The organism is Modestobacter caceresii, assembly GCF_000761485.1.
GTDB classification, from domain to species: Bacteria; Actinomycetota; Actinomycetes; order Mycobacteriales; family Geodermatophilaceae; genus Modestobacter; species Modestobacter caceresii.
In genome coordinates this window covers 48616-67493 of the sequence record NZ_JPMX01000008.1, presented here as the reverse complement: position 1 = coordinate 67493, position 18878 = coordinate 48616, and the positions used below count along the sequence as shown (strand labels likewise).

The window sequence follows — 18878 nt, the reverse complement described above, 5'->3', positions numbered from 1 at the left end:
CGAGGCGCCGGGGCCTGACATCCTCTCCTCGGCGGATCACGACACAGGAGGTCGCATGAGCACGACGGCGGGGCGGGCCACGGAGCAGCCCGACGAGGAGGAGCGCCGCGGCGGGTTCAGCTCCAGGCGCGTCTTCATCCTGGCGGCGATCGGGTCGGCGGTCGGGCTCGGCAACATCTGGCGGTTCCCCTACGTCGCCTACGAGAACGGCGGCGGCGCCTTCCTGCTGCCCTACCTGATCGCGCTGCTGACCGCCGGCATCCCCTTCCTGCTGCTCGACTACGCGATCGGCCACCGCCACCGCGGTTCCGCACCGCTCTCCTTCGCCCGGCTGCGCCGCGGCACCGAGGGGCTCGGCTGGTGGCAGGTGGGCATCTGCTTCGTCATCGCCGTCTACTACGCCGCGGTCATCGCATGGGCGCTGCGGTACACCTTCTTCTCCCTCGACCTGGCCTGGGGCGACGACCCCGAGGGCTTCTTCTTCGGCGAGTTCCTCCAGGCCGGCGACGTCCGGGTCACCGCCGACGTGGTGCCCGGGGTGCTCGTGCCCCTCGCCCTGGTCTGGTTGGCCGTCCTGGTGGTCATGGCGCTCGGCGTCCAGCGCGGCATCGGCCTGACCTCGCTGGTCTTCATCCCGGTGCTGGTGCTCGCCTTCGTCGCCCTCGTGGTGCAGGCGCTGCTGCTGCCGGGCGCAGGGGCCGGCCTCGACGCGCTGTTCGCGCCCGACTGGTCGGCGCTGACCTCGCCCTCGGTCTGGGCCGCCGCGTTCGGCCAGATCTTCTTCTCGCTGTCGGTCGGCTTCGGCATCATGATCACGTACGCCTCCTACGTCCGCCGCCGCGAGGACATGGTCGGCTCCGGCCTCGTCGTGGGCTTCTCGAACTCCGGTTTCGAGCTGCTCGCCGGCATCGGGGTGTTCGCCGCCCTGGGCTTCATGGCCCAGGCCAACGGACAGGCGGTCGACGAGGTCGCCAGCGGCGGGATCGGCCTGGCCTTCATCGCCTTCCCGGCGATCATCAGCGAGGCCCCGGCCGGCGCCCTCCTCGGCGTCCTGTTCTTCGGGGCGCTGGTCATCGCCGGCATCACCTCGCTGATCAGCGTGATCGAGGTGGTGATCTCCGCGGTCCGCGACAAGCTCGACACCGGCCGGCTCACCGCGACCCTCGCGGTCGGCGTCCCCGCCGCGGTGCTGAGCCTGGTGCTCTTCAGCACGACGAGCGGCATCTACGTGCTCGACGTCGTCGACCACTTCGTCAACCAGTACGGCATCCTCGTCGTGGCGCTGGTCAGCATGCTGGTCGTCTCCTGGGTGGTGCGGGCCCTGCCCGGTCTCGGCGCGCACCTCAACGTCCACGGCCGTCCCCGGGTCGGCACCGGCTGGCGCCTGCTGACGAGCGTCGTCGCCCCGGTCGGCCTGGCCGTCGTGCTCGTCCTCGCGCTGCGGGACGACCTCGCCGCGCGCTACGAGGACTACCCCGCCTGGCTCCTGCTGGTTCTCGGCTGGGCGCTGGTCGTGGCGCTCCCGCTCCTCGGCTTCCTGCTGGCCCGGCTGCCGTGGCGCGCCGGGACGCACCTGGACGGACCACCACCCGGCTCCGATCCGGCGGCGCCGCTGCACGCGCCCGCCACCACGGCCCCGACCCCGCACGACCGCCCGCAGGACGAGGGAGGACCCCGATGAGCACGGCAGCGATCGTGATGATGGTGGTGGCGATGGTCGTGATCTGGGGCGGCCTCGCCCTGGCCGTCGCCAGCCTGCTGCGCCACGGCGCCGTCGAGGAGCGCGCCGAGGGTCCGCGCCGGGACCTCTGACCAGCGAGGGACGGCGTGCGCGGGGGCCGGAGCGGGTCACCCCGGCGGTCAGCGCACGCCGTCCGCCGTCCGGCTAGAGCTCGGCGCGGAGCAGCTCGGCGGCTCGGGCGAGGGAGCGCATCTTCCCCGCCGCCGACTCTCGCGGCAGGTACTTCAGCCCGCAGTCGCTGGACAGCACCAGCGTGTCGACGTCGACGTGGTCGAGCGCCCGTCGTACCCGGTCCGCGACCGTCTCCGGGGTCTCCACCTCCGGCGTGGAGAGGTCCAGCACGCCGAGCGCGACACCCTTGCCGCGCAGCGGGCGCAGGGTCGCCGGGTCCAGGTGCGACTGCGCCGTCTCGATCGAGATCGCCGCGGCCGGCACGTCGGCCAGCTGCGGCAGCACCGAGTAGCCCTCGGGCCGGTCGGCGACCATCGCCGCGTAGCCGAAGCAGACGTGCACGTGCACCGGTCCGGGGGCGTCGGCCAGCGCGGCGGTGAGCACCTCGACGCCGTAGCGACGGGCGACCTCGGGGCGGGCCTGCAGCCACGGCTCGTCCAACTGCACGATGTCGGCGCCGGCGGCGAACAGGTCGGCGATCTCCGCGCGCACGACCTCGGCGTAGGCCAGCGCCAGGGCCCGGTCGTCGCCGTAGTGGTCGTCCTGCGCCTGCTGCGCCATGGTGAACGGACCGGGCACGGTGATCTTCACGGCCCGGTCGGTCTGCGCGCGCAGGAACCGGACGTCGTCCACCTGCACCGGCTCCGGACGGCGGATCTCACCCACCACCCGCGGGGCCGGGATGTCGATGCCCGAGCGGTTCCGCACCGACCCGGGGTGGTCCAGGTCCAGACCCTCGAGCGCGGTGGCGAAGTGGTTGGAGTAGGACTCGCGCCGGATCTCGCCGTCGCCGACGATGTCCAGCCCGGCCTGCTCCTGCGCCCGGATGGTGGCCAGCGTGGCGTCGTCCTGGGCCTCCTGCAGGAACTCCGGCGGCACGCGCCACAGCTCCTTGGCCCGGACCCGCGGCGGGAACTGGTGCCCGAGCCGGTCACGGTCGATGAGCCAGTCGGGCTGGGGGAGGCTGCCGACGACGGTGGTGGGCAGCGGCGGGAGCGGGGCTGGCATCTGTTCCTCCTGAGGACGCGAACGGCCCCGATCCTCCACGTCGCGTGCGAGGCGACCGGTCACCGGGACCCGGCGGCGACCTCGGCCCGTCGTTTCGGCCGCCGGGCATCGGGCACCCGGGGAACGTGACTGGACGGGACGTGCCCCAGTGAGCGTGCGGAGTCGGCTGGAACGCGCCCTGGGGGCGGTCGAGCGCTGGCAGGTGCTGGACGCCCCGGGCTACCAGGTCGAACACGGCGTCGCGCTGACGTACCTGCTCACCGGCCGGTACGCCCGGCCGCTCCAGGACCTGCTGCACGGCGTCTGGCTCGGCCACCCGCTGCACCCCGCCCTGGTCACCGTGCCGGTCGGCGCCTGGACCGCGGCGTCGGTGCTCGACGGCCTCGACGCCACCGGCCGCGGGGGACCGGGGGCCGGGCCGGCCGCCCGGACCGTGGTCGGCGTCGGCGTGGCCGGTGCGGTGGCCTCCGCGGCGACCGGGTTCACCGACTGGCAGCACGCCCACGACGGCGCCCGGCGGGTCGGCCTGGTGCACGCGGGCCTGAACAGCACCGCCCTCGCGCTCTACGTGTGGTCCTTCGCCGACCGGGGACGGGGCCGGGCGGTGCGGGCCCGGGTCACCGCGGCCGCCGGCCTCACGCTCACGCTGGCGAGCAGCTGGCTGGGCGGAGCGCTGTCCTACCGCCACGGGCTCGGCACCGACCACGCCCAGCGCAGCCCCGAGCCGCGCCGGTTCACGCCCGTGCTCGCGCAGGCCGACCTCGTCGACGGCACACCGGTCGGGGCGGACGTGGACGGCGTGCCGGTGGTGCTGGTCGCCCAGGACGGCGAGGTCCACGCCGTGGGCGGCACCTGCCCGCACCAGGGGGCCCCGCTCGGGGAGGGCTGGCTGCACCGCGGTGAACTGGTCTGCCCGTGGCACGGGTCCCGCTTCGACCTGGCCACCGGCGAGCCGGCGCAGGGCCCGTCGACCGCGCCGCTGCCGTGCTTCGAGACCCGGGTGCGCGGAGGCCAGGTCGAGGTACGGCGCCGGGCGCACTGGCGCGGCTCCACTGCGACGACGACCGTCGAGGAGGCGTCCCGATGAAGGCCGACGAGGTGCTGATCGCCCACCACGACGTGCTGCGAGGACTGCTGCGGCAGCTGGCGGAGACGACCGACGGCCAGGTCGCGGATCGCCGGCGGCTGCGCGACGACCTGCTGCGCGAGCTGGAGGTGCACACCCAGATCGAGGACGAGCTGTTCTACCCCGCCGTCCGGGACGTCTCCCCGCTGCTCTCGGTGGCCCACGCCGAGCACCGCCAGATCGACGACCAGCTCGCCACCGTCATGCGCACGTCCCTGGACGACCCGGAGTTCGTCACCGAGGTGCGCATGCTCGAGTCGACGCTGCGCCACCACACCTTCGAGGAGGAGCAGCGGATGTTCCCCCAGGCGCACGCCCTCGGCGAGGAGCGGCTGGAGGAGCTCGGTCGCCAGCTGCAGGAACGGCAGGACGAACTCGGCCGGTCGGGCGCGATGCGGCTGATCGTGCGGCTCAAGCGGATGACGTTGAAGCTCGTCTGACCCGCCCGGGGTACAGCAGGCTGTACTCCTGGGCCGGTTCGCTGTCCCCGGCCGGTGCCGGGCCCTACCGTCTGCAGCCGTGGGGACGACGGGGGAGCAGCGCGCGGGCGCCGCGCGGGGCCCCCTGGCGCGCTACGCCGGACGCAGCCTCGGCCCGCTGGAGCAGTTGCCTGGTGCGCTGGGCACCGCCGTCCTGGCCCTGGGCGTGTTGCTGTTCCTGCTGGTCGCCGTGGTCACCAGCGTGGTCGGGGTCGGGCTGCTCGCGCTGCCCGCCGGGCTGCGCGGCGCGCACGCCGTCGCCGAGCGGGAACGGGCCCGGCTCGGTCGCTGGGGCCCGGAGGTCGTCGGCCCGCCGCCACCGCCGCAACGCCTCCGAGACGCGGCCGCCGACCCGGCCACCCGGCGCGAGGTCCGCTGGCTCGTCGGCCACGCGACGGCCGGTCTGCTGCTGTCGGCGGTCGGGATGCTGCTGCCGATCTACGCCGTCCGCGAGCTCACCTTCCCGCTGTGGTGGCAGCTGCTCCCCGACGACCAGGCCACCGACGCGCTCACCTTCTGGGTCGTGGAGGACTGGGCCGGCGTCGGCCCGGTGGTGGCGATCGGCGTCGGCTGGGCGCTGCTCACCGTCGTCCTCACCCCGCCGATCGCCGAGCTGCTCGCCCGGCGCGGACGCCGGCTGCTCGCCGCGGACGCCGGCGCCGACCTCTCGCTGCGGGTCGCGCAGCTGACCGCCACCCGCGCCGCCGCCCTCGACGCGCACGCCACCGAGCTGCGCCGGATCGAGCGCTCGCTGCACGACGGCACGCAGAACCGGCTGGTCGGCGTCACCGTGCTGCTCGGCGCCGCGCGGCGGGCCGTGCTCCGGGACCCGGCGGCCGCCGAGGAGATCCTGGAGCGGGCGCAGGACGCCGCCGAGCAGGCGCTGGCCGAGTTGCGGTCCGTGGCCCGCGGCATCCTGCCGCCGGTGCTGGAGGACCGCGGTCTGGCCGGCGCGCTCACCGGGCTGGCCGCGACCTCCGCCGTGCCGTGCCAGGTGGACGTCGACGTGCCGGTCCGCTGCGCGGCCTCCGTCGAGGCCACCGCCTACTTCGCCGTCGCCGAGGCGCTGACCAACGTGTCCAGGCACAGCAGGGCCGGCCGGGCCGCCGTCGAGGTGCGGCTGCGCGAGCAGCGGCTGTGCGTCCGCGTCACCGACGACGGCGCCGGTGGCGCCGTCGAGGGGGCCGGCTCTGGGCTGGTCGGCATCCGCCGCCGCGTCGAGGCGCACGACGGCACCCTCACCCTGACCAGCCCGCCCGGCGGGCCGACCACCCTCACCGTGGAGCTGCCGTGCGGATCGTGATCGCCGAGGACGACGCGCTGCTGCGCGAGGGCCTGGCCCTCCTGCTGCGTGCCGAGTCGCTGGACGTGGTGGCGACCGCTGGCGGCCCGGCGGAGTTCCTCACCGCGCTGGACGAGCACCGGCCCGACGTCGCGATCGTCGACGTCCGGATGCCCCCGACGCACACCGACGAGGGGATCGTGGCCGCCGTCGAGGCGCGCCGCCGCCGGCCGGACCTCGCCGTCCTGGTGCTCTCGGCGCACGTGGAGCAGGCGTTCGCCACCGACCTGCTCGCCGGCGGCGCCGCCCGGCTGGGCTACCTGCTCAAGGAGCGGGTCGGCCGGGTGGAGGAGTTCCTGGGTGCCCTGCACCGGGTGGCCGCCGGCGGCACGGCGATCGACCCGGAGGTGGTCGCCCAGCTGTTCGCCCGCACCCGCACCGACACCCGGCTGGAGCGGCTCAGCCCGCGGGAGCGGGAGGTGCTGGCGTTGATGGCCGAGGGACTGGGCAACACCGCGATCGGGGAGCGGCTGGTGGTCACCGACGGCGCGGTGCACAAGCACATCCGCAGCATCTTCGCCAAGCTCGACCTGCCCCCCGACGACCGCGCCGACCGCCGGGTGACCGCGGTGCTCCGCTACCTGGAGGACGTCCGCCGCCGCGCGTAGCGCATCCTCCCCAAGCGCGCATCGGGACATGCGGGTGCGCGCCGGGCACGGCTCAGGCGACGACTCGCAGCAGCGCCTGCCCGGCGGCACCCAGCGGGAGGACGAGCAGCAGCCAGGCCATGGCGGTGCCGATGCCCCGACCAGGCGCTCGGATCTCTCGTGCCGCCGGCGCAGCGGCTCCCAGGGCCACCACGAGCAGAGCCCCGAGGGTGCAGAAGACGACGGCGTCACCGGCGTAGTGCAGGTAGACCCCGTAGCCGATGGCGCCTTCGGAGAGGAACACCCCGCCCATGAGCGCCGCGCTCAGCCCCGTCCAGTGCAGCGACCGCACCCGACGCCAGCACCACCCCGCCGCGCCGAACACCGGACCGCCGACCAGGCCGGTGGCCACCCACAACACGACCATGGCCGGGTTGACGTCGAAGTCACGCGCCATGGACGTGAGGTAGTACCCGCCGACCTCGCCGAGGCAGACGAGCACCCCGGCGACGGCAGCGACCCACGACCGCCTGGTCAGCGCACCGACAACGAAGGCGGGGGCGACCCAGGGACTGACTGCGTTGGCGAGCCCGGAGAAGGGCGAGGGCAGGACCGTCTGCAGGCCGGACGTCGCCGCTCCCCATGCCAGGCCGATCAGCACGGCCACGCCGAGCGCCACCGGAGCACCCAGCCCAGGTCGCCGCTCCTCACGGGGCGCGAGGTGGGAACCGCCACCGTCGACACCGCCATGGGCGACGTCGAGCGGACGGTCGGGGATGGCCTGCGGAGCCTCGGATGAGGCGGCGGCAGCGGGAACGGGAGTGCTCACCGGCTGACCCTGACACGCAGCAGGTCACCCGCGGATCAGCCCACGGAGGGAGATCGGCGAACACTCCCCATCCTCAGGTCGGACGGGCTGTCGATCCGGCACCCGCCGTTCCGTGCCGACCTCGCCGAGCAGGACAGCTAGGCGTCCCGGCGGCGCAGTGCCCACCAGGCGCCGAGTACCGCGACCGCGGCCCACAGGGTCAGCACGGCGAGCCCGGTGACCGGTCCGAAGGCGTCGATCGGGCGGGCGTGCAGCCGGAGGGCGACCTGGCCGGCGCGGTCGGGCAGCCAGACCGCGACGCGCTGCAGCACCGGCACCAGCTCGAGCAGCGGCGAGACCAGGAAGAAGAACGGGATCACCAGCCCGAGGGCGATGGTCTGGTCGCGCATCATCATCGCCACGCCCATGCAGACCACGGCCAGCAGCGTCGGGTACAGCGCTGCCGCCACGGTCGGCCGGGCGAGCTCGGACAGGGTGACCCCGGCCGGCCCGAGCAGGGCCTGGGTGACCACCACGGTGACCAGCGCGGTGACCGCAGCGGTGGCGAGCACCAGGGCAGCGCCCACCGCCACCTTGCTCGCCAGGAACACCCCGCGCCGGGGGACGGCGACCAACGAGTCGTGCACGGTCCGCCGGCCGTACTCCCCGGCGGTGAGCAGCACCGCGAGCACGATGACGGCCACCTGCCCGAAGTTCAGGCCGTAGAAGGCGAGCAGGCCGGCGTCGTACCCGGGCTCGGCGGCCTGGAGGTCACCGATCGCACCGACCACGGCGGCGCTGATGCCGGCGACGGCCACGGCGAAGCCGGCCAGGCACAGCCAGGTGGACCGCAGCGTCGTCGCCTTGACCCACTCGGCGTGCAGGGCGGCGATCACGTGTCGGCTCCGGTGGTGAGGGCCAGGAAGGCGTCCTCCAGCGACCGGTGGTCGGTGCCCAGCGCCAGCAGCGGCACCCCGTGCCGGGCAGCGACCGCACTGACGTCGTCCGCACCGACGCCGGAGACGTGCAGCGAGCCGTCCGGCTGGACCGCGGCGGCGGCGCCGCCGGCGGTCAGCAGCTCCGCCAGCCGGCGGGCCTGCGGCGTGCGCACCAGCACCCGGGCGGCGGAGTGCGCGGCGAGGAAGTCGGGCAGCGGGGTGTCGGCCAGCATCCGGCCGCGGCTGATCACGAGCAGGTGGTCGGCGGTCTGTTCGACCTCGCTCATCAGGTGGCTGGAGACGACGACCGTGCGGCCCTCGGCGGCCAGCCGCCGCAGCGAGGTGCGCAGCCACCGGATGCCCTCGGCGTCCAGGCCGTTGACCGGTTCGTCCAGCAGCAGCACCGACGGGTCCCCGAGCAGGGCCGCGGCCAGGCCGAGCCGTTGGCGCATGCCCAACGAGAACCCGCGCACCCGCCGATCGGCGACGGCGGTCAGGTGGACCAGGTCGAGGACCTCGTCGATCCGGTGTCCGGGGACGCGGTTGCTCGCGGCGAGCCAGCGCAGGTGTGCCCGGGCGGTGCGGCCGGGGTGGGGTGCGCTGCTGTCGAGCAGTGAACCCACGGTCCGCAGCGGGTCGCGCAGCTCGGCGTAGTGCTGACCGTCGATGCGGGCCGTGCCGGCGGTCGGCCGGTCCAGCCCGAGCAGCATCCGCAGCGTGGTCGACTTCCCGGCCCCGTTCGCCCCCAGGAAGGCGGTGACCACGCCCGGGGGCACGTCGAAGGTCAGCCCGGCCACCGCGGTCACCGGGCCGTACCGCTTGGTCAGTCCACGCACCTCGATCACGTCCCGCTCCCGTCGTCCGGCATGCGTCCACGCTGGCCGACCCGGCGCCCCGGCACCTCCACCGCACGGTCCGTCCGGCTCCCTCTCCAGCGGGAGGCCGCGGGCGGCCGGGAGACGGGATCATGGCCGCGTGCACAGCGTGCTGCGACCGGTGACCAGCAGGACGACGTGGACGCGCGTCCTGCACCTGGCGGTCGGGCTGTGGGTCGCGGCCGCCTGCGCGATGGTCTGGCCGGGCCTGGAGGACACCTCACCCGCCACGCTGGCCGGGCTCGCGCTGGCGCCGCTGCCGCTCCTGGCGCTGCTGGCCGCCGTCCCGGTGGTGCGGCGCAGCGAGGGCGTCCAGGCGCGCGCCCTGGTACTGCCCGGCGACGACGACGTCACGGTCGAGCCGTCGCGCAGCTGGTCGGACCGGGCCCGGCTGCTGGGCTGGCTGGTCGTGCGGGTCGAGCTCGGCGTGCTGGCCGGTCAGCTGGCGGCGGTCGCCGTGGCCGCCGCCTGGTCCCTGCTGGGCCTCCCGTCGGCACGGTGGCCCGCGGCGAGCGTCCCGGGCTGGGTCGGCCTGCCGCTCGCACTGCTGCTGGTGATCGCGCTGGTGTACGCCCTGGCCGCCCTCGGCGCGCTGCTCGCGGCGGCCGCCCGGCACCTGCTGCACCCCTCGGCGGCCGAGCGGCTGGCCGCGCAGCGGGCCCGCACCGAGCGGCTGCTGGAGCGCACCCGGCTGGCCGCCGAGCTGCACGACTCGATCGGGCACGCGCTGACGGTCACGCTGCTCCAGGCCGGCGCAGCGCGGGAGGTCGCCGGCCGTGACCCTGCCTTCGTCGACGGCGCGCTCCGCGCCATCGAGGACTGCGCCCGGCAGGCTGCCGACGACCTGGAACGGGTGCTCGGCCTGCTGCGCGACACCACCCGCCCGCCTGTCGCGGCGCCCACGCTGGCCGACCTCGACCGGCTGGTGCGCTCGGCCGAGGCCGCCGGGGCGCAGGTCGACCTGCACGTCACGGGCCGGGTGGCCGACCTGCCGGGGCAGCTCTCGGAGGAGGGGTACCGGATCGTGCAGGAGGCGCTCACCAACGCGCTGCGGCACGCCGGCCCGGTGCCGGTGCGGCTGCAGGTCGAGGTGGGCGGCGGGGGACTGGTGGTCGACGTCCGCAACCCGGTCCCGGCGGCGCTGCCCGCGACGGCCGGCACCGGCAGCGGGGTGCCCGGCCTGCAACACCGGGTCGCGGCGCTCGGTGGCACCGCGGAGGCCGGTCGGGTCGACGGAGGCTGGCGGGTCGCCGTCCGGTTGCCGGTGCCGGGATGACGATCCGGGTGCTGCTGGTCGACGACGAGGAGCTGGTGCGCAGCGGCCTGCGCGCCATCCTCGACGCGCAGGAGGACGTCGAGGTGGTCGGCGAGGTCGCGGACGGAGCCGTGGTCGGGCCGGCGGTGGCGCGGTCGTGCCCGGACGTCGTCGTCCTGGACATCCGGATGCCGCTGGTCGACGGCATCGAGGCGACCCGAACGCTGCGCCGGCGGCATCCCACCGCTCCGCGCGTCCTGGTGCTGACCACCTTCGCCGACGACGAGAACGTGGTCGCGGCCCTGCACGCCGGCGCCGACGGGTTCCTCCCCAAGCGCGCGCGGCCGGCCGAGATCGTGGACGCCGTGCGGGTCGTCGCCCGGGGCGAGAGCCTGCTGTTCCCGGCCGCGATCCGCTCCCTCGCTGCGCGGCACGCGGGCGGGGGCACGGCCCGAGGTGCGGCGCGGGTGGCGTTGACCGATCGAGAGGCGGACGTGCTGCGGCTGATGGCGCACGGGCTGAGCAACGGTGAGATCGCCACCGAGCTGTTCCTCGGCCTGCAGACCGTCAAGACCCACGTCAGCAGCCTGCTGCGCAAGCTGGGCGCCCGGGACCGCACGCAGGCCGTGATCGCTGCCTACGAGTCGGGGCTGGTGCCGCTGCGCTGAGGACCCCGGCTGCGCACGACGGCGCAGCCGGGGTCGTCGTTCACCCGCAGACGGCGGCGTCGACGACGTCCTCGACGTGCACGATCTGCTCCAGCTCGGTGGGCAGCGCGGTGACCGCGACGACCGCGCCGCGCCCGTCCTCGGTGACCGCGCTGCGGGTCTCGTAGCCGGGGATGTCACCGCCGTGGGTCCAGGCGGTGCCGCCGCAGCTGAGCGTGAAGGTCTGCAGCCCCAGGCCGTAGGCCTCGTCACCACTGGCGGCCGAGCCGGGCGCCGACACCGTCGACTGCATCTCGGCGAGCATCGCCGGGCCGAGCAGCTCGCCGTCGACCAGGGCGGTGAAGAACTCGAGCAGGTCGCCGGGGCTGGCGACCAGCTGCCCGGCGGCCCAGCCGAAGGACGGGTCCTGCACGGTGACGTCGGCCTGCTCGGCCCCCGGCTCGGGTGCGTAGTAGCCGTGCGGGTGGGCGCCGCGGAGCTCCTGCTCGCCCTCGTGCGGCCAGTAGGTGTCGTCCAGGTCGAGCGGCTCGACCACCCGGCTGGTGACCTCCTCGCCGATCGGCCGTCCGGTGACCTCCTGGACGAGCAGTCCGGCCAGCACGTAGTTGGTGTTGCTGTACTCCCAGCCGGCGTCGGGGGCGAAGGAGGCCGGCCGGGCCAGTGCGATGTCGAGCAGCTGGTGCGGCTCGACGTAGCGGTGCTGCACCGCGAGGTAGTCGGCCACCACGACGTCGTCGTAGTCGGGCAGGCCGCTGGTGTGCTGCAGCAGCTGGCGCACGGTGATGGCGTTGCCGTCGCCGCCGGGGCCGCGAACGAGCCCGGGCAGGTACCTCTCGATCGGGGCATCCAGATCGACGAGCCCCTCCTCGACCAGCTGCAGGACGACGGTGGCGACGAAGGTCTTGGTGTTGCTGGCGATCCGCACCTCGCCGTCGACCGGTACCGGCTCGCCGGTGGTCAGGTCGCCGACCCCGGCGGTGAGGTGGTGCACCCGGCCGCCCGGGCCGCGGACGGCGGCGAGCGCGCCGGGGAAGCCGTCGTCGGCGACGAGCCCGTCCAGCTCGTCCTGCAAGGCGTGCGCCGGCCGGGCGGCATCGGCCGCCGCGTCGTCCGGGCTCAGCAGGCCGGTGGTGCCGGCGGCGGTCACCGTGGCGGCGGCGACCAGCAGCGTGGCCCAGGTGCGGCGCGGGACGGGGGAGCGGTTCGGGTGGGTGGCTGCGGACACGGGGACTCCTGGAGGCGGGTCGGTCGTGCGGACCTCCCGAGCCTGTCCGGGGAGACCGCCCCGATCGATCCCGCCCGGGGGTCACCCGAGGTGGCGCAGGCTGCACCCGGGCGTGGGTCCCGCCGTCAGCCCTCGATCGAGGCGCAGGCAGACCAGGCGGCGCCCTCGGCGAGGACCTCGTCGTCCAGCGGCAGCACGATGAGCGAGGTGCCGTCCTCGTCGGCCAGCAGGTCCAGGTCGAACTCCCCGGCCAGGGTGTCCAGCTGGCCGATCTCCTGCTCGGTCACCGGCAGCGCCGGGAGGTCGGCCACCGGGGCGCTGTCGACCGCGCCCTCGGTGCAGCCGCCCTCGCTGACCAGGAGCATGTCGTGGTCGCCCGGGGTCAGCCCGCTGGCCTCCACCTCGATCTCCGTGCCGGTGTCGGTGCTGGTGAAGGTGGCGGTGCCCAGCACGCTGCCCTCGGGGTCGACCAGCTCGCCGGTCAGGTCGACCAGCACCGCGGGGCTCTCGGTCACCTCCCCGTTGCCCAGCCCTTCGATGGAGCCCCCGACGCCGGCCGTGCTCTCGCCCCCGCAGGCGGTGAGCCCGAGGGCGGCGGCGGCGGTGGCGGAGAAGAGCATCGTCCGCTTCACAGGGGGGCTCCTTCAGGTCGTGGGCGTCGTCGGTGGAGGGACTGCCCCGTTCCCTGCGCCGCACTCCCGTCGGCCGCGGAGTCGATGCCGAGCCGTGACCTGGGCCAGCGGGTAGGAACGACACATGGAGTTCCGACACCTGGGCCGCAGCGGCCTGAAGATCAGCGAGATCACCTACGGCAACTGGATCACCCACGGCGGCCAGGTGGAGTCCGACGCGGCCAACGCCTGCGTCCGCGCCGCGCTGGACGCCGGCATCACCACCTTCGACACCGCCGACGTGTACGCCGGTGGCCGCGCCGAGGAGGTGCTGGGCAAGGCGCTGGCCGGTGAGCGGCGCAGCGGGATCGAGCTGTTCAGCAAGGTCTACTGGCCGACCGGGCCCGGCCGGAACGACCGCGGCCTGTCCCGCAAGCACGTGCTCGAGTCGATCGACGCCTCGCTGACCCGCCTCGGCACCGACTACCTCGACCTCTACCAGGCGCACCGCTACGACCACGAGACGCCGCTGGAGGAGACGATGCTGGCCTTCGCCGACGTCGTGCGCAGCGGCAAGGCGCTCTACATCGGCGTCTCGGAGTGGCGGGCCGAGCAGATCCGGGCGGCCAAGGCCCTCGCCGACGAGCTCAGGATCCCGCTGGTGTCCAACCAGCCGCAGTACTCCGCGCTCTACCGGGTGCCCGAGGCCGAGGTCATCCCGGCCTCCCGTGAGCTGGGCATCAGCCAGATCGTCTTCTCCCCGATCGCCCAGGGCGTGCTCACCGGCAAGTACCTGCCGGGCCAGCCCGTCCCGGCCGGCTCGCGGGCGACCGACGAGAAGGGCGGCGGGGCGAACATGATCGCCCGCTGGCTGAAGGACGACGTCCTGGAGCGGGTGCAGGAGCTCAAGCCCATCGCCGACGACCTGGGGCTGACGATGGCCACGCTGGCGGTGGCCTGGGTGCTGCAGGAGGAGAACGTGGCGGCGGCGATCATCGGCGCCAGCCGCCCGGAGCAGGTGACCGACAACGTCAAGGCCTCCGGGGTCCGGCTCGACGACGACGTCAAGCGGCGGATCGACGAGGTGCTCGCCCCGGTGGCGCTGACCGACCCGGCGCTGACCAAGAGCCCGGACCCGCGGCCCTGAGACCTGGCCGGGCGGGCTCCACCCCGGAGCCCGCTCGGCCCGGCGGGGTCAGGACGGCCGCTGCTGCGGCTGCGGGGTGGTGGCCGGGCCGCGGCTGTGCGGCGGGCGGTGCCCGGCGAGGTGCCCGGCGTGCGGAGTGGGCGAGGCGTGCTGGGCCGCCCGGTGGGCGTCCCGGTGGGCGGGGGTGATCCGCGGCAGCTCGCTGGTCAGCCAGCGGACCGGGCGCCGTTGCGCCGGGCGCCGGGCGGCCAGGAAGTCCAGTGCGATCGCCGCCGTCCACGACTGGTCGCGGCTGCCGAGCGTCTCGCCGGTCACCGGCTGGTAGTACTCGGCGAAGTCGCAGTCGATCAGCTGGGAGAGCCCGGCCAGCCGCAGCTGGTTGGCCGCCTCGGTCTCACCGGAGCGGTTGAGCGCCCAGGCCATCAGCCAGTTGAGCACCGGCCACTGCGGCCCGCGCCAGTAGGTCTGCTCGCGGAACGCCGGTGAGGCGGGGGAGACCGACGGCATGACCGGCCAGCGCAGCCGGGAGTGCCCGCACCACCGTGGCCCGAGCAGCAGGTCGCGCTGCCGGCGGGTGAGTGCCTCGTCGCCGCCGCACAGCAGCGGGGCGAACCCGGCGGCGCTCTCCACGTCCAGCCACTGGCCGGTGCGCAGGTCCAGGTCGCGGGCCAACCCGGTCTGCGGGTCGACCGAGCGCAGCACCCCGGTGCGGAACCGGCGGGCGATGGCGCGGGACTGCTCCACGCCCCCGGCCGTGCCGCCGCCGACCCCGAGCTCCTCGCCCATGTCGGCGAGCAGGTCGCTGGCGGCGGCCAGCAGGGCGGAGACCAGCACGTCGCCCACCACGAAGTCGCCGGTCGCCCGGTAGGCGGTGTCGTCGTAGCGGGTGCGGACCTTCTGCTCCACCAGCCACAGGTAGCGGGCGTACTCGGTGTCACTCGGTCGCTGCGACGGGTCGGCGACGTGCGCGAGGTCGGCGCGGACGAACGGCGGCATGTCCGGCTGGGGGTGCACGTTGGCGTACGGGGAGTCCCAGCGTGGGGAGTCGTCCATCCCCGACTCCCAGCCGTGGTGGATCTCCACCAGCCCGTAGGAGTACGGGTCGCGGGCGGTGGCCAGGTACTGGTGCCAGGCCAGCCACTGGTCGAACGTCTCCCGGACGAACTCCTCGGCCAGCTCCTGGTCCGCCCCGCCCCTCCGGCGGGCGTCGTGCAGGATCCGGGACAGCGCGATCACGTGGATCGGCGGCTGGCAGATGCCCGAGGTCAGCACCCCGGCCGGGCGGGCGGCGGCCACCTGGGTGCGCCAGCGCTCCGGACCGGGGAAGTAGTCGCTGGGCTCGTGGAACAGGATGTGCGGGATCATCCCGGTCGCCCACTGCCCGGACAGCAGGCTGCGCAGCTCGTTGAGCGCTCGCGGCACCGAGACCGTCGCGATGCCCAGCGCCACGAAGCCGGCGTCCCAGCTCCACATGTGGGGGTACAGGGTGGGGGAGGCGACGGTGAAGGCGCCGCGGTCGTTGGCCCGCAGGACGTAGCCGGCGCGGCCGGACATCAGCCCGATCTCCACCGCGCTCGGTTGGGACACGGTCATCTGCAGGTCCGTTCCTCTCGCCGGTGCCCTCTCGCCGGTGCCCGGCCATCCTCACCCGGAAGGCGGGAGGACGACGGACCGTCAGGCACATTTCACGCGAACGTCACGCCGTGGTCGTTGACCGCCACGCCTGCAGTCTCATCCGGCCGGGGCGGGCTCGCGCGGGCGGGTCGGCCGGCCACCCCACCAGGGTGCCTGGGCCAGCAGGTACAGCAGCACCCCGACCAGGAGCAGCAGCCCGGCCCGCAGCCAGGTGACGGCCTCCTGCTGCGAGAGCAGCAGCAGGCACGAGCCGATCGCGAGCACCGGCAGGACGACGGGTGCGGTGAAGTGCTCGGCGGCCACCCGGTCGCGGCGCAGCACGAGCACCGCGACGTTCGTGCTCAGGAAGACCAGCAACAGCAGCAGGACGACGATGTTCGCCAGCGCCCCCAGGTCGCCGACCAGGGTCAGCGACATCGCCACCGCGGTGGTGACCACGATCGCCACCCACGGGGTGCGCCGGACCGGGAGCACCCGGCCCAGCACCGCGGGCACGAGCCGCTGCTCGGCCAGCCCGAACGCCATCCGGCTGGCCATGATCATGGTGAGCAGGGCGCCGTTGGCGACGGCGATCAGCGCGATGGCGCTGAACAGCTGGTCGGGCACCGCCACCCCGCTGGCCTGCACCACGGCCAGCAGCGGGCCCGTCGAGGCGGCCAGCTCGTCGGCGGGCAACACGATCGAGGCGACCAGTCCGACGAGCACGTAGACGACCCCGGCGGTGAGCAGGGCACCGAACAGCGCCCGCGGGTAGACCCGCCGCACGTCGCGCACCTCCTCGGCGACGTTGGCCGAGACCTCGAAGCCGACGAAGGAGTAGTAGGCCAGGATCGCCGCGGCCAGGACCGCCGTGCCGGGCGCGACGCCGTCGGGGAACTGCACCACCCGGCCCGGGTCGCCGTCTCCGCGGCCGAGCACGATCGCACCCAGCACGACGACCAGCAGGAGCCCGGACACCTCGACCACGGTCATCACCACGTTGGCCCGCACCGACTCCTGGATGCCGCGGGCGTTGAGCGACGCCACCAGCAGCAGGAACACCAGTGCGGCCGGCACCGCCGGGACGTCGAGGAAGACGCCGAGGTAGTCACCGGCGAAGGCCAGGGACAGGCCCGCGGCGCTGGTGACGCCGGCGGCGAGCATGCAGTAGCCGACCAGGAACGACAGCAGCGGCTTGCCGAAGGCCCGCTCGGCGAAGACGGCCGAGCCGCCGGCCCGGGGGTACTTGGTGACCAGCTCGGCGTAGGAGGCGGCGGTGAGCAGCGCCAGCAGCAGGGCGAGCAGCATCGGCACCCAGATCGCGCCGCCGGCCTCGCCGGCGATCTCCCCGACCAGCGCGTAGATCCCGGCGCCGAGGACGTCGCCGAGGATGAACAGGTAGAGCAACCGGCCGCTGATCGCCCGGCGCAGCGCGGTGTCGTCGCCGCCGGCTGCGCCGGTCTGCTGATCTTGGTGCTGGGTCACCGGCCGAGTCTGGGTGGGTGCTCGGGCAGCGGCAACCGGAGTCCCGGCCCTTCCGGGTGAGCCGACCGAACCGGACATGCCGGCGGTGGACGTCGTCGTCCGCGCGGCGATCCGCGACCTCCGCTGAGGCGGGTCAGCCCTTCTCGGCCGCGGCCCGGTGGGCCTTGACGACCACGAGCACGTCCTCGCTCTGCAGGGTGCCGATCAGCGGGTCGTCGAAGCGCAGGGTGCGCCCGCCGCGGGCCACCGACAGGACGACGTCCCGCAGCTGACGCGGCGCCAGGCCGACCTCGGACTGGGTGACCGTGCGCTGGGCCAGGTCCAGCCCCCGCCCGCTGGTCAGCAGGTCCTCGACGACGGCGACCACGCCGGGCTGGTCGGTCGAGAGACCGAGCAGCCGCCCGGAGGTGGCCGAGGAGGTGATCACCGAGTCGGCGCCGGACTGGCGCAGCAGGCTGGCGTTCTCCTCCTCGCGGACGCTCGCGGTGATCGGCACCGTCGGGTTGAGCTGCCGCACGGTCAGGGTGATCAGCACGGCGGCGTCGTCGCGGTCGGCCGCCACGATGACCGCCCGGGCCTTCTCCACCGACGTGCGGCGCAGCACCTCCATCCGACCGGCGTCACCGAGCACGCCGGTGAACCCGGAGGCGGTGGCCTCGTCGATGGCCTGGGGCGAGGGGTCGACGACGAGGATGTGCTCGGCGTCGGTGCCCGTGCTGAGCAGGGCGCGGATGGCGCTGCGGCCCTTGGTGCCGTAGCCGCACACGATGACGTGCTGGCGCACGCGAGACCTCCAGCGTCGGATCTGGAACTCCTCCCGGGAGCGCGCGGTGAGCGCCTCCAGGGTGGTGCCGATCAGGATGAGCAGGAACGTGATCCGCAGTGGGGTGATCACGAGGATGTTGACCAGCCGGGCCCCTGGCGTCACCGGGACGATGTCGCCGTACCCGGTGGTGGACAGCGTGACGGTGGCGTAGTACGTGGCGTCGAGCACGCTGATCTCGCCGCCCTGGTTGTCCGCGTAGCTGTCCCGGTGCAGGTAGACGATCAGCACGGTGGCGGTCAGCACGATGGCGGCGATCAGCACCCGGCGCCAGACCTGCCGGGCCGGGGACTCCTCGGTGTGCGGCAGGTGGACGCCGCTGTGGTCCTGGTTCACCATGTGCTGTTCACCGGACCGGCTGCTCGCACGTCACCGGCGGGACGATAGCCGCCGTCGCTGGGTGTCGCGGGGTGGCCGGGCGCTCAACCGGTGGTGTCGGCCGCTCCGGGGTTCGGCTGCGGCCCGCCGTCCCGGCCCACCCCGGGTGGTGGCTGGACGGCGGCCAGCACCCGCTCCAGCAGGCCGTGCAGCGTCGCCGCCTCCGCCTCGGTCAGCCCCAGGACGGCGGGGCGGCCCAGCTCGGCCAGCACCGGGCCGGCCGCCAGCAGCGCCCGGTGCCCGGCCTCGGTGAGGTGCACCTCGGACCTCTGCCCGCGGCGGACGGGACCGGGCCGCTCGACCCAGCCGGCGTCGACCAGCCCGTGCAGCAGGGTGCTCATGCTCTGCGGTGTCAGCTGGAGCCGGCGGGCCAGCTCCGCCGAGGTGAGCGTGCGGGCGCGGGCCAGGTGGACCAGCACCACGAAGGTGTGCGGCCGCAGCCCGACGGTGGCCAGCTGCCGGGAGAAGAGGGCGTTGACCGCGGCGCCGGCCCGGGCGAGGGCGTAGGCGGGGATGCCGGCCGGGTCGTCGGCGAGCCAGCGCGGCAGCTCTGCCCCCGGATCGACCCCGTCCACTGGCTCCTCCACGCAGGACACC

General features: G+C 74.7%; 19 protein-coding genes. 9 read left to right on the top strand and 10 right to left on the bottom strand.

The window, feature by feature from the left end:
• Nucleotides 1-55: 55 nt before the first annotated feature.
• Together IN07_RS02760 and IN07_RS24475 are read left to right on the top strand one after the other, a co-directional pair.
• Complete coding sequence (locus IN07_RS02760) at nt 56-1681, top strand: sodium-dependent transporter (protein ID WP_036333345.1); 1626 nt, start codon at nt 56-58, stop codon at nt 1679-1681.
• The gene (locus IN07_RS24475) at nt 1678-1812 is read left to right on the top strand and encodes a methionine/alanine import family NSS transporter small subunit (protein ID WP_081975130.1); all 135 of its coding nucleotides are present in this window, start codon (nt 1678-1680) and stop codon (nt 1810-1812) included. Before IN07_RS02760 ends, IN07_RS24475 begins: the two co-directional genes overlap by 4 nt.
• Before the next feature lie 73 nt (nt 1813-1885).
• On the opposite strand, the gene IN07_RS02755 is transcribed toward IN07_RS24475, so the two are convergent.
• The gene (locus IN07_RS02755) at nt 1886-2920 is read right to left on the bottom strand and encodes a 5-methyltetrahydropteroyltriglutamate--homocysteine methyltransferase (RefSeq protein ID WP_036333343.1); all 1035 of its coding nucleotides are present in this window, start codon (nt 2918-2920) and stop codon (nt 1886-1888) included.
• Between the two features lie 148 nt (nt 2921-3068).
• Here IN07_RS02755 and IN07_RS02750 point away from each other — a divergent pair, with 148 nt between their 5' ends.
• From IN07_RS02750 to IN07_RS02735, 4 genes are all read left to right on the top strand, one after another.
• Nucleotides 3069-4007, top strand: a complete 939-nt coding sequence (locus IN07_RS02750; RefSeq protein ID WP_052090619.1) for a Rieske 2Fe-2S domain-containing protein — start codon at nt 3069-3071, stop codon at nt 4005-4007.
• Nucleotides 4004-4486, top strand: a complete 483-nt coding sequence (locus IN07_RS02745; RefSeq protein WP_036333341.1) for a hemerythrin domain-containing protein — start codon at nt 4004-4006, stop codon at nt 4484-4486. The genes IN07_RS02750 and IN07_RS02745 overlap by 4 nt, the downstream gene beginning before the upstream one ends.
• Before the next feature lie 79 nt (nt 4487-4565).
• Entirely contained in the window at nt 4566-5828 is a 1263-nt protein-coding gene (locus tag IN07_RS02740; RefSeq protein ID WP_036333339.1) for a sensor histidine kinase, read from the top strand.
• Complete coding sequence (locus IN07_RS02735) at nt 5816-6475, top strand: response regulator transcription factor (RefSeq protein WP_036333338.1); 660 nt, start codon at nt 5816-5818, stop codon at nt 6473-6475. The genes IN07_RS02740 and IN07_RS02735 overlap by 13 nt, the downstream gene beginning before the upstream one ends.
• Nucleotides 6476-6527: 52 nt before the next feature.
• Here the strand turns inward: IN07_RS02735 and IN07_RS23740 are convergent, their stop codons facing one another.
• The 3 genes from IN07_RS23740 to IN07_RS02720 all read right to left on the bottom strand — a co-directional run bounded on the left by IN07_RS23740 (nt 6528) and on the right by IN07_RS02720 (nt 9045).
• Nucleotides 6528-7283 (bottom strand): DUF6518 family protein, encoded by a 756-nt coding sequence (locus tag IN07_RS23740; RefSeq protein ID WP_156119005.1) that lies wholly within the window; start codon nt 7281-7283, stop codon nt 6528-6530.
• Between the two features lie 137 nt (nt 7284-7420).
• A complete protein-coding gene (locus IN07_RS02725; RefSeq protein ID WP_052090616.1) occupies nt 7421-8158 on the bottom strand; it encodes an ABC transporter permease in 738 nt (245 codons plus the stop codon).
• Nucleotides 8155-9045 carry an ABC transporter ATP-binding protein gene (locus IN07_RS02720; protein ID WP_036333336.1) on the bottom strand — a complete coding sequence of 297 codons (891 nt, stop codon included), beginning with the start codon at nt 9043-9045 and terminating at the stop codon, nt 8155-8157. Before IN07_RS02720 ends, IN07_RS02725 begins: the two co-directional genes overlap by 4 nt.
• 130 nt (nt 9046-9175) lie before the next feature.
• Here IN07_RS02720 and IN07_RS02715 point away from each other — a divergent pair, with 130 nt between their 5' ends.
• Nucleotides 9176-10351: a sensor histidine kinase gene (locus IN07_RS02715; protein WP_036333334.1), complete on the top strand. Its 1176-nt coding sequence runs from the start codon at nt 9176-9178 to the stop codon at nt 10349-10351.
• The gene (locus IN07_RS02710) at nt 10348-10998 is read left to right on the top strand and encodes a response regulator transcription factor (protein ID WP_036333332.1); all 651 of its coding nucleotides are present in this window, start codon (nt 10348-10350) and stop codon (nt 10996-10998) included. Before IN07_RS02715 ends, IN07_RS02710 begins: the two co-directional genes overlap by 4 nt.
• 40 nt (nt 10999-11038) lie before the next feature.
• On the opposite strand, the gene IN07_RS02705 is transcribed toward IN07_RS02710, so the two are convergent.
• Entirely contained in the window at nt 11039-12223 is a 1185-nt protein-coding gene (locus IN07_RS02705; protein ID WP_036333329.1) for a serine hydrolase domain-containing protein, read from the bottom strand.
• Nucleotides 12224-12348: 125 nt separating this feature from the next.
• Complete coding sequence (locus tag IN07_RS23735; RefSeq protein ID WP_052090614.1) at nt 12349-12855, bottom strand: superoxide dismutase family protein; 507 nt, start codon at nt 12853-12855, stop codon at nt 12349-12351.
• A 124-nt stretch (nt 12856-12979) separates the two neighbouring features.
• On the opposite strand from IN07_RS23735, the gene IN07_RS02695 reads away from it, so the two are divergent.
• Complete coding sequence (locus IN07_RS02695) at nt 12980-13981, top strand: aldo/keto reductase family protein (protein WP_036333327.1); 1002 nt, start codon at nt 12980-12982, stop codon at nt 13979-13981.
• A gap of 48 nt (nt 13982-14029) precedes the next feature.
• Here IN07_RS02695 and ggh read toward each other — a convergent pair whose 3' ends face one another.
• The 4 genes from ggh to IN07_RS23730 form a co-directional block, all read right to left on the bottom strand.
• Nucleotides 14030-15574 carry a glucosylglycerate hydrolase gene (ggh, locus tag IN07_RS02690; RefSeq protein ID WP_052090613.1) on the bottom strand — a complete coding sequence of 515 codons (1545 nt, stop codon included), beginning with the start codon at nt 15572-15574 and terminating at the stop codon, nt 14030-14032.
• A gap of 138 nt (nt 15575-15712) precedes the next feature.
• Nucleotides 15713-17080, bottom strand: coding sequence for an APC family permease (locus tag IN07_RS02685; RefSeq protein WP_036333325.1), 1368 nt, complete (start codon nt 17078-17080; stop codon nt 15713-15715).
• A 133-nt stretch (nt 17081-17213) separates the two neighbouring features.
• Complete coding sequence (locus IN07_RS02680; RefSeq protein WP_036333323.1) at nt 17214-18242, bottom strand: potassium channel family protein; 1029 nt, start codon at nt 18240-18242, stop codon at nt 17214-17216.
• Nucleotides 18243-18325: 83 nt separating this feature from the next.
• Nucleotides 18326-18868 (bottom strand): MarR family winged helix-turn-helix transcriptional regulator, encoded by a 543-nt coding sequence (locus IN07_RS23730; RefSeq protein WP_197058323.1) that lies wholly within the window; start codon nt 18866-18868, stop codon nt 18326-18328.
• Between the last annotated feature and the right edge of the window lie 10 nt (nt 18869-18878).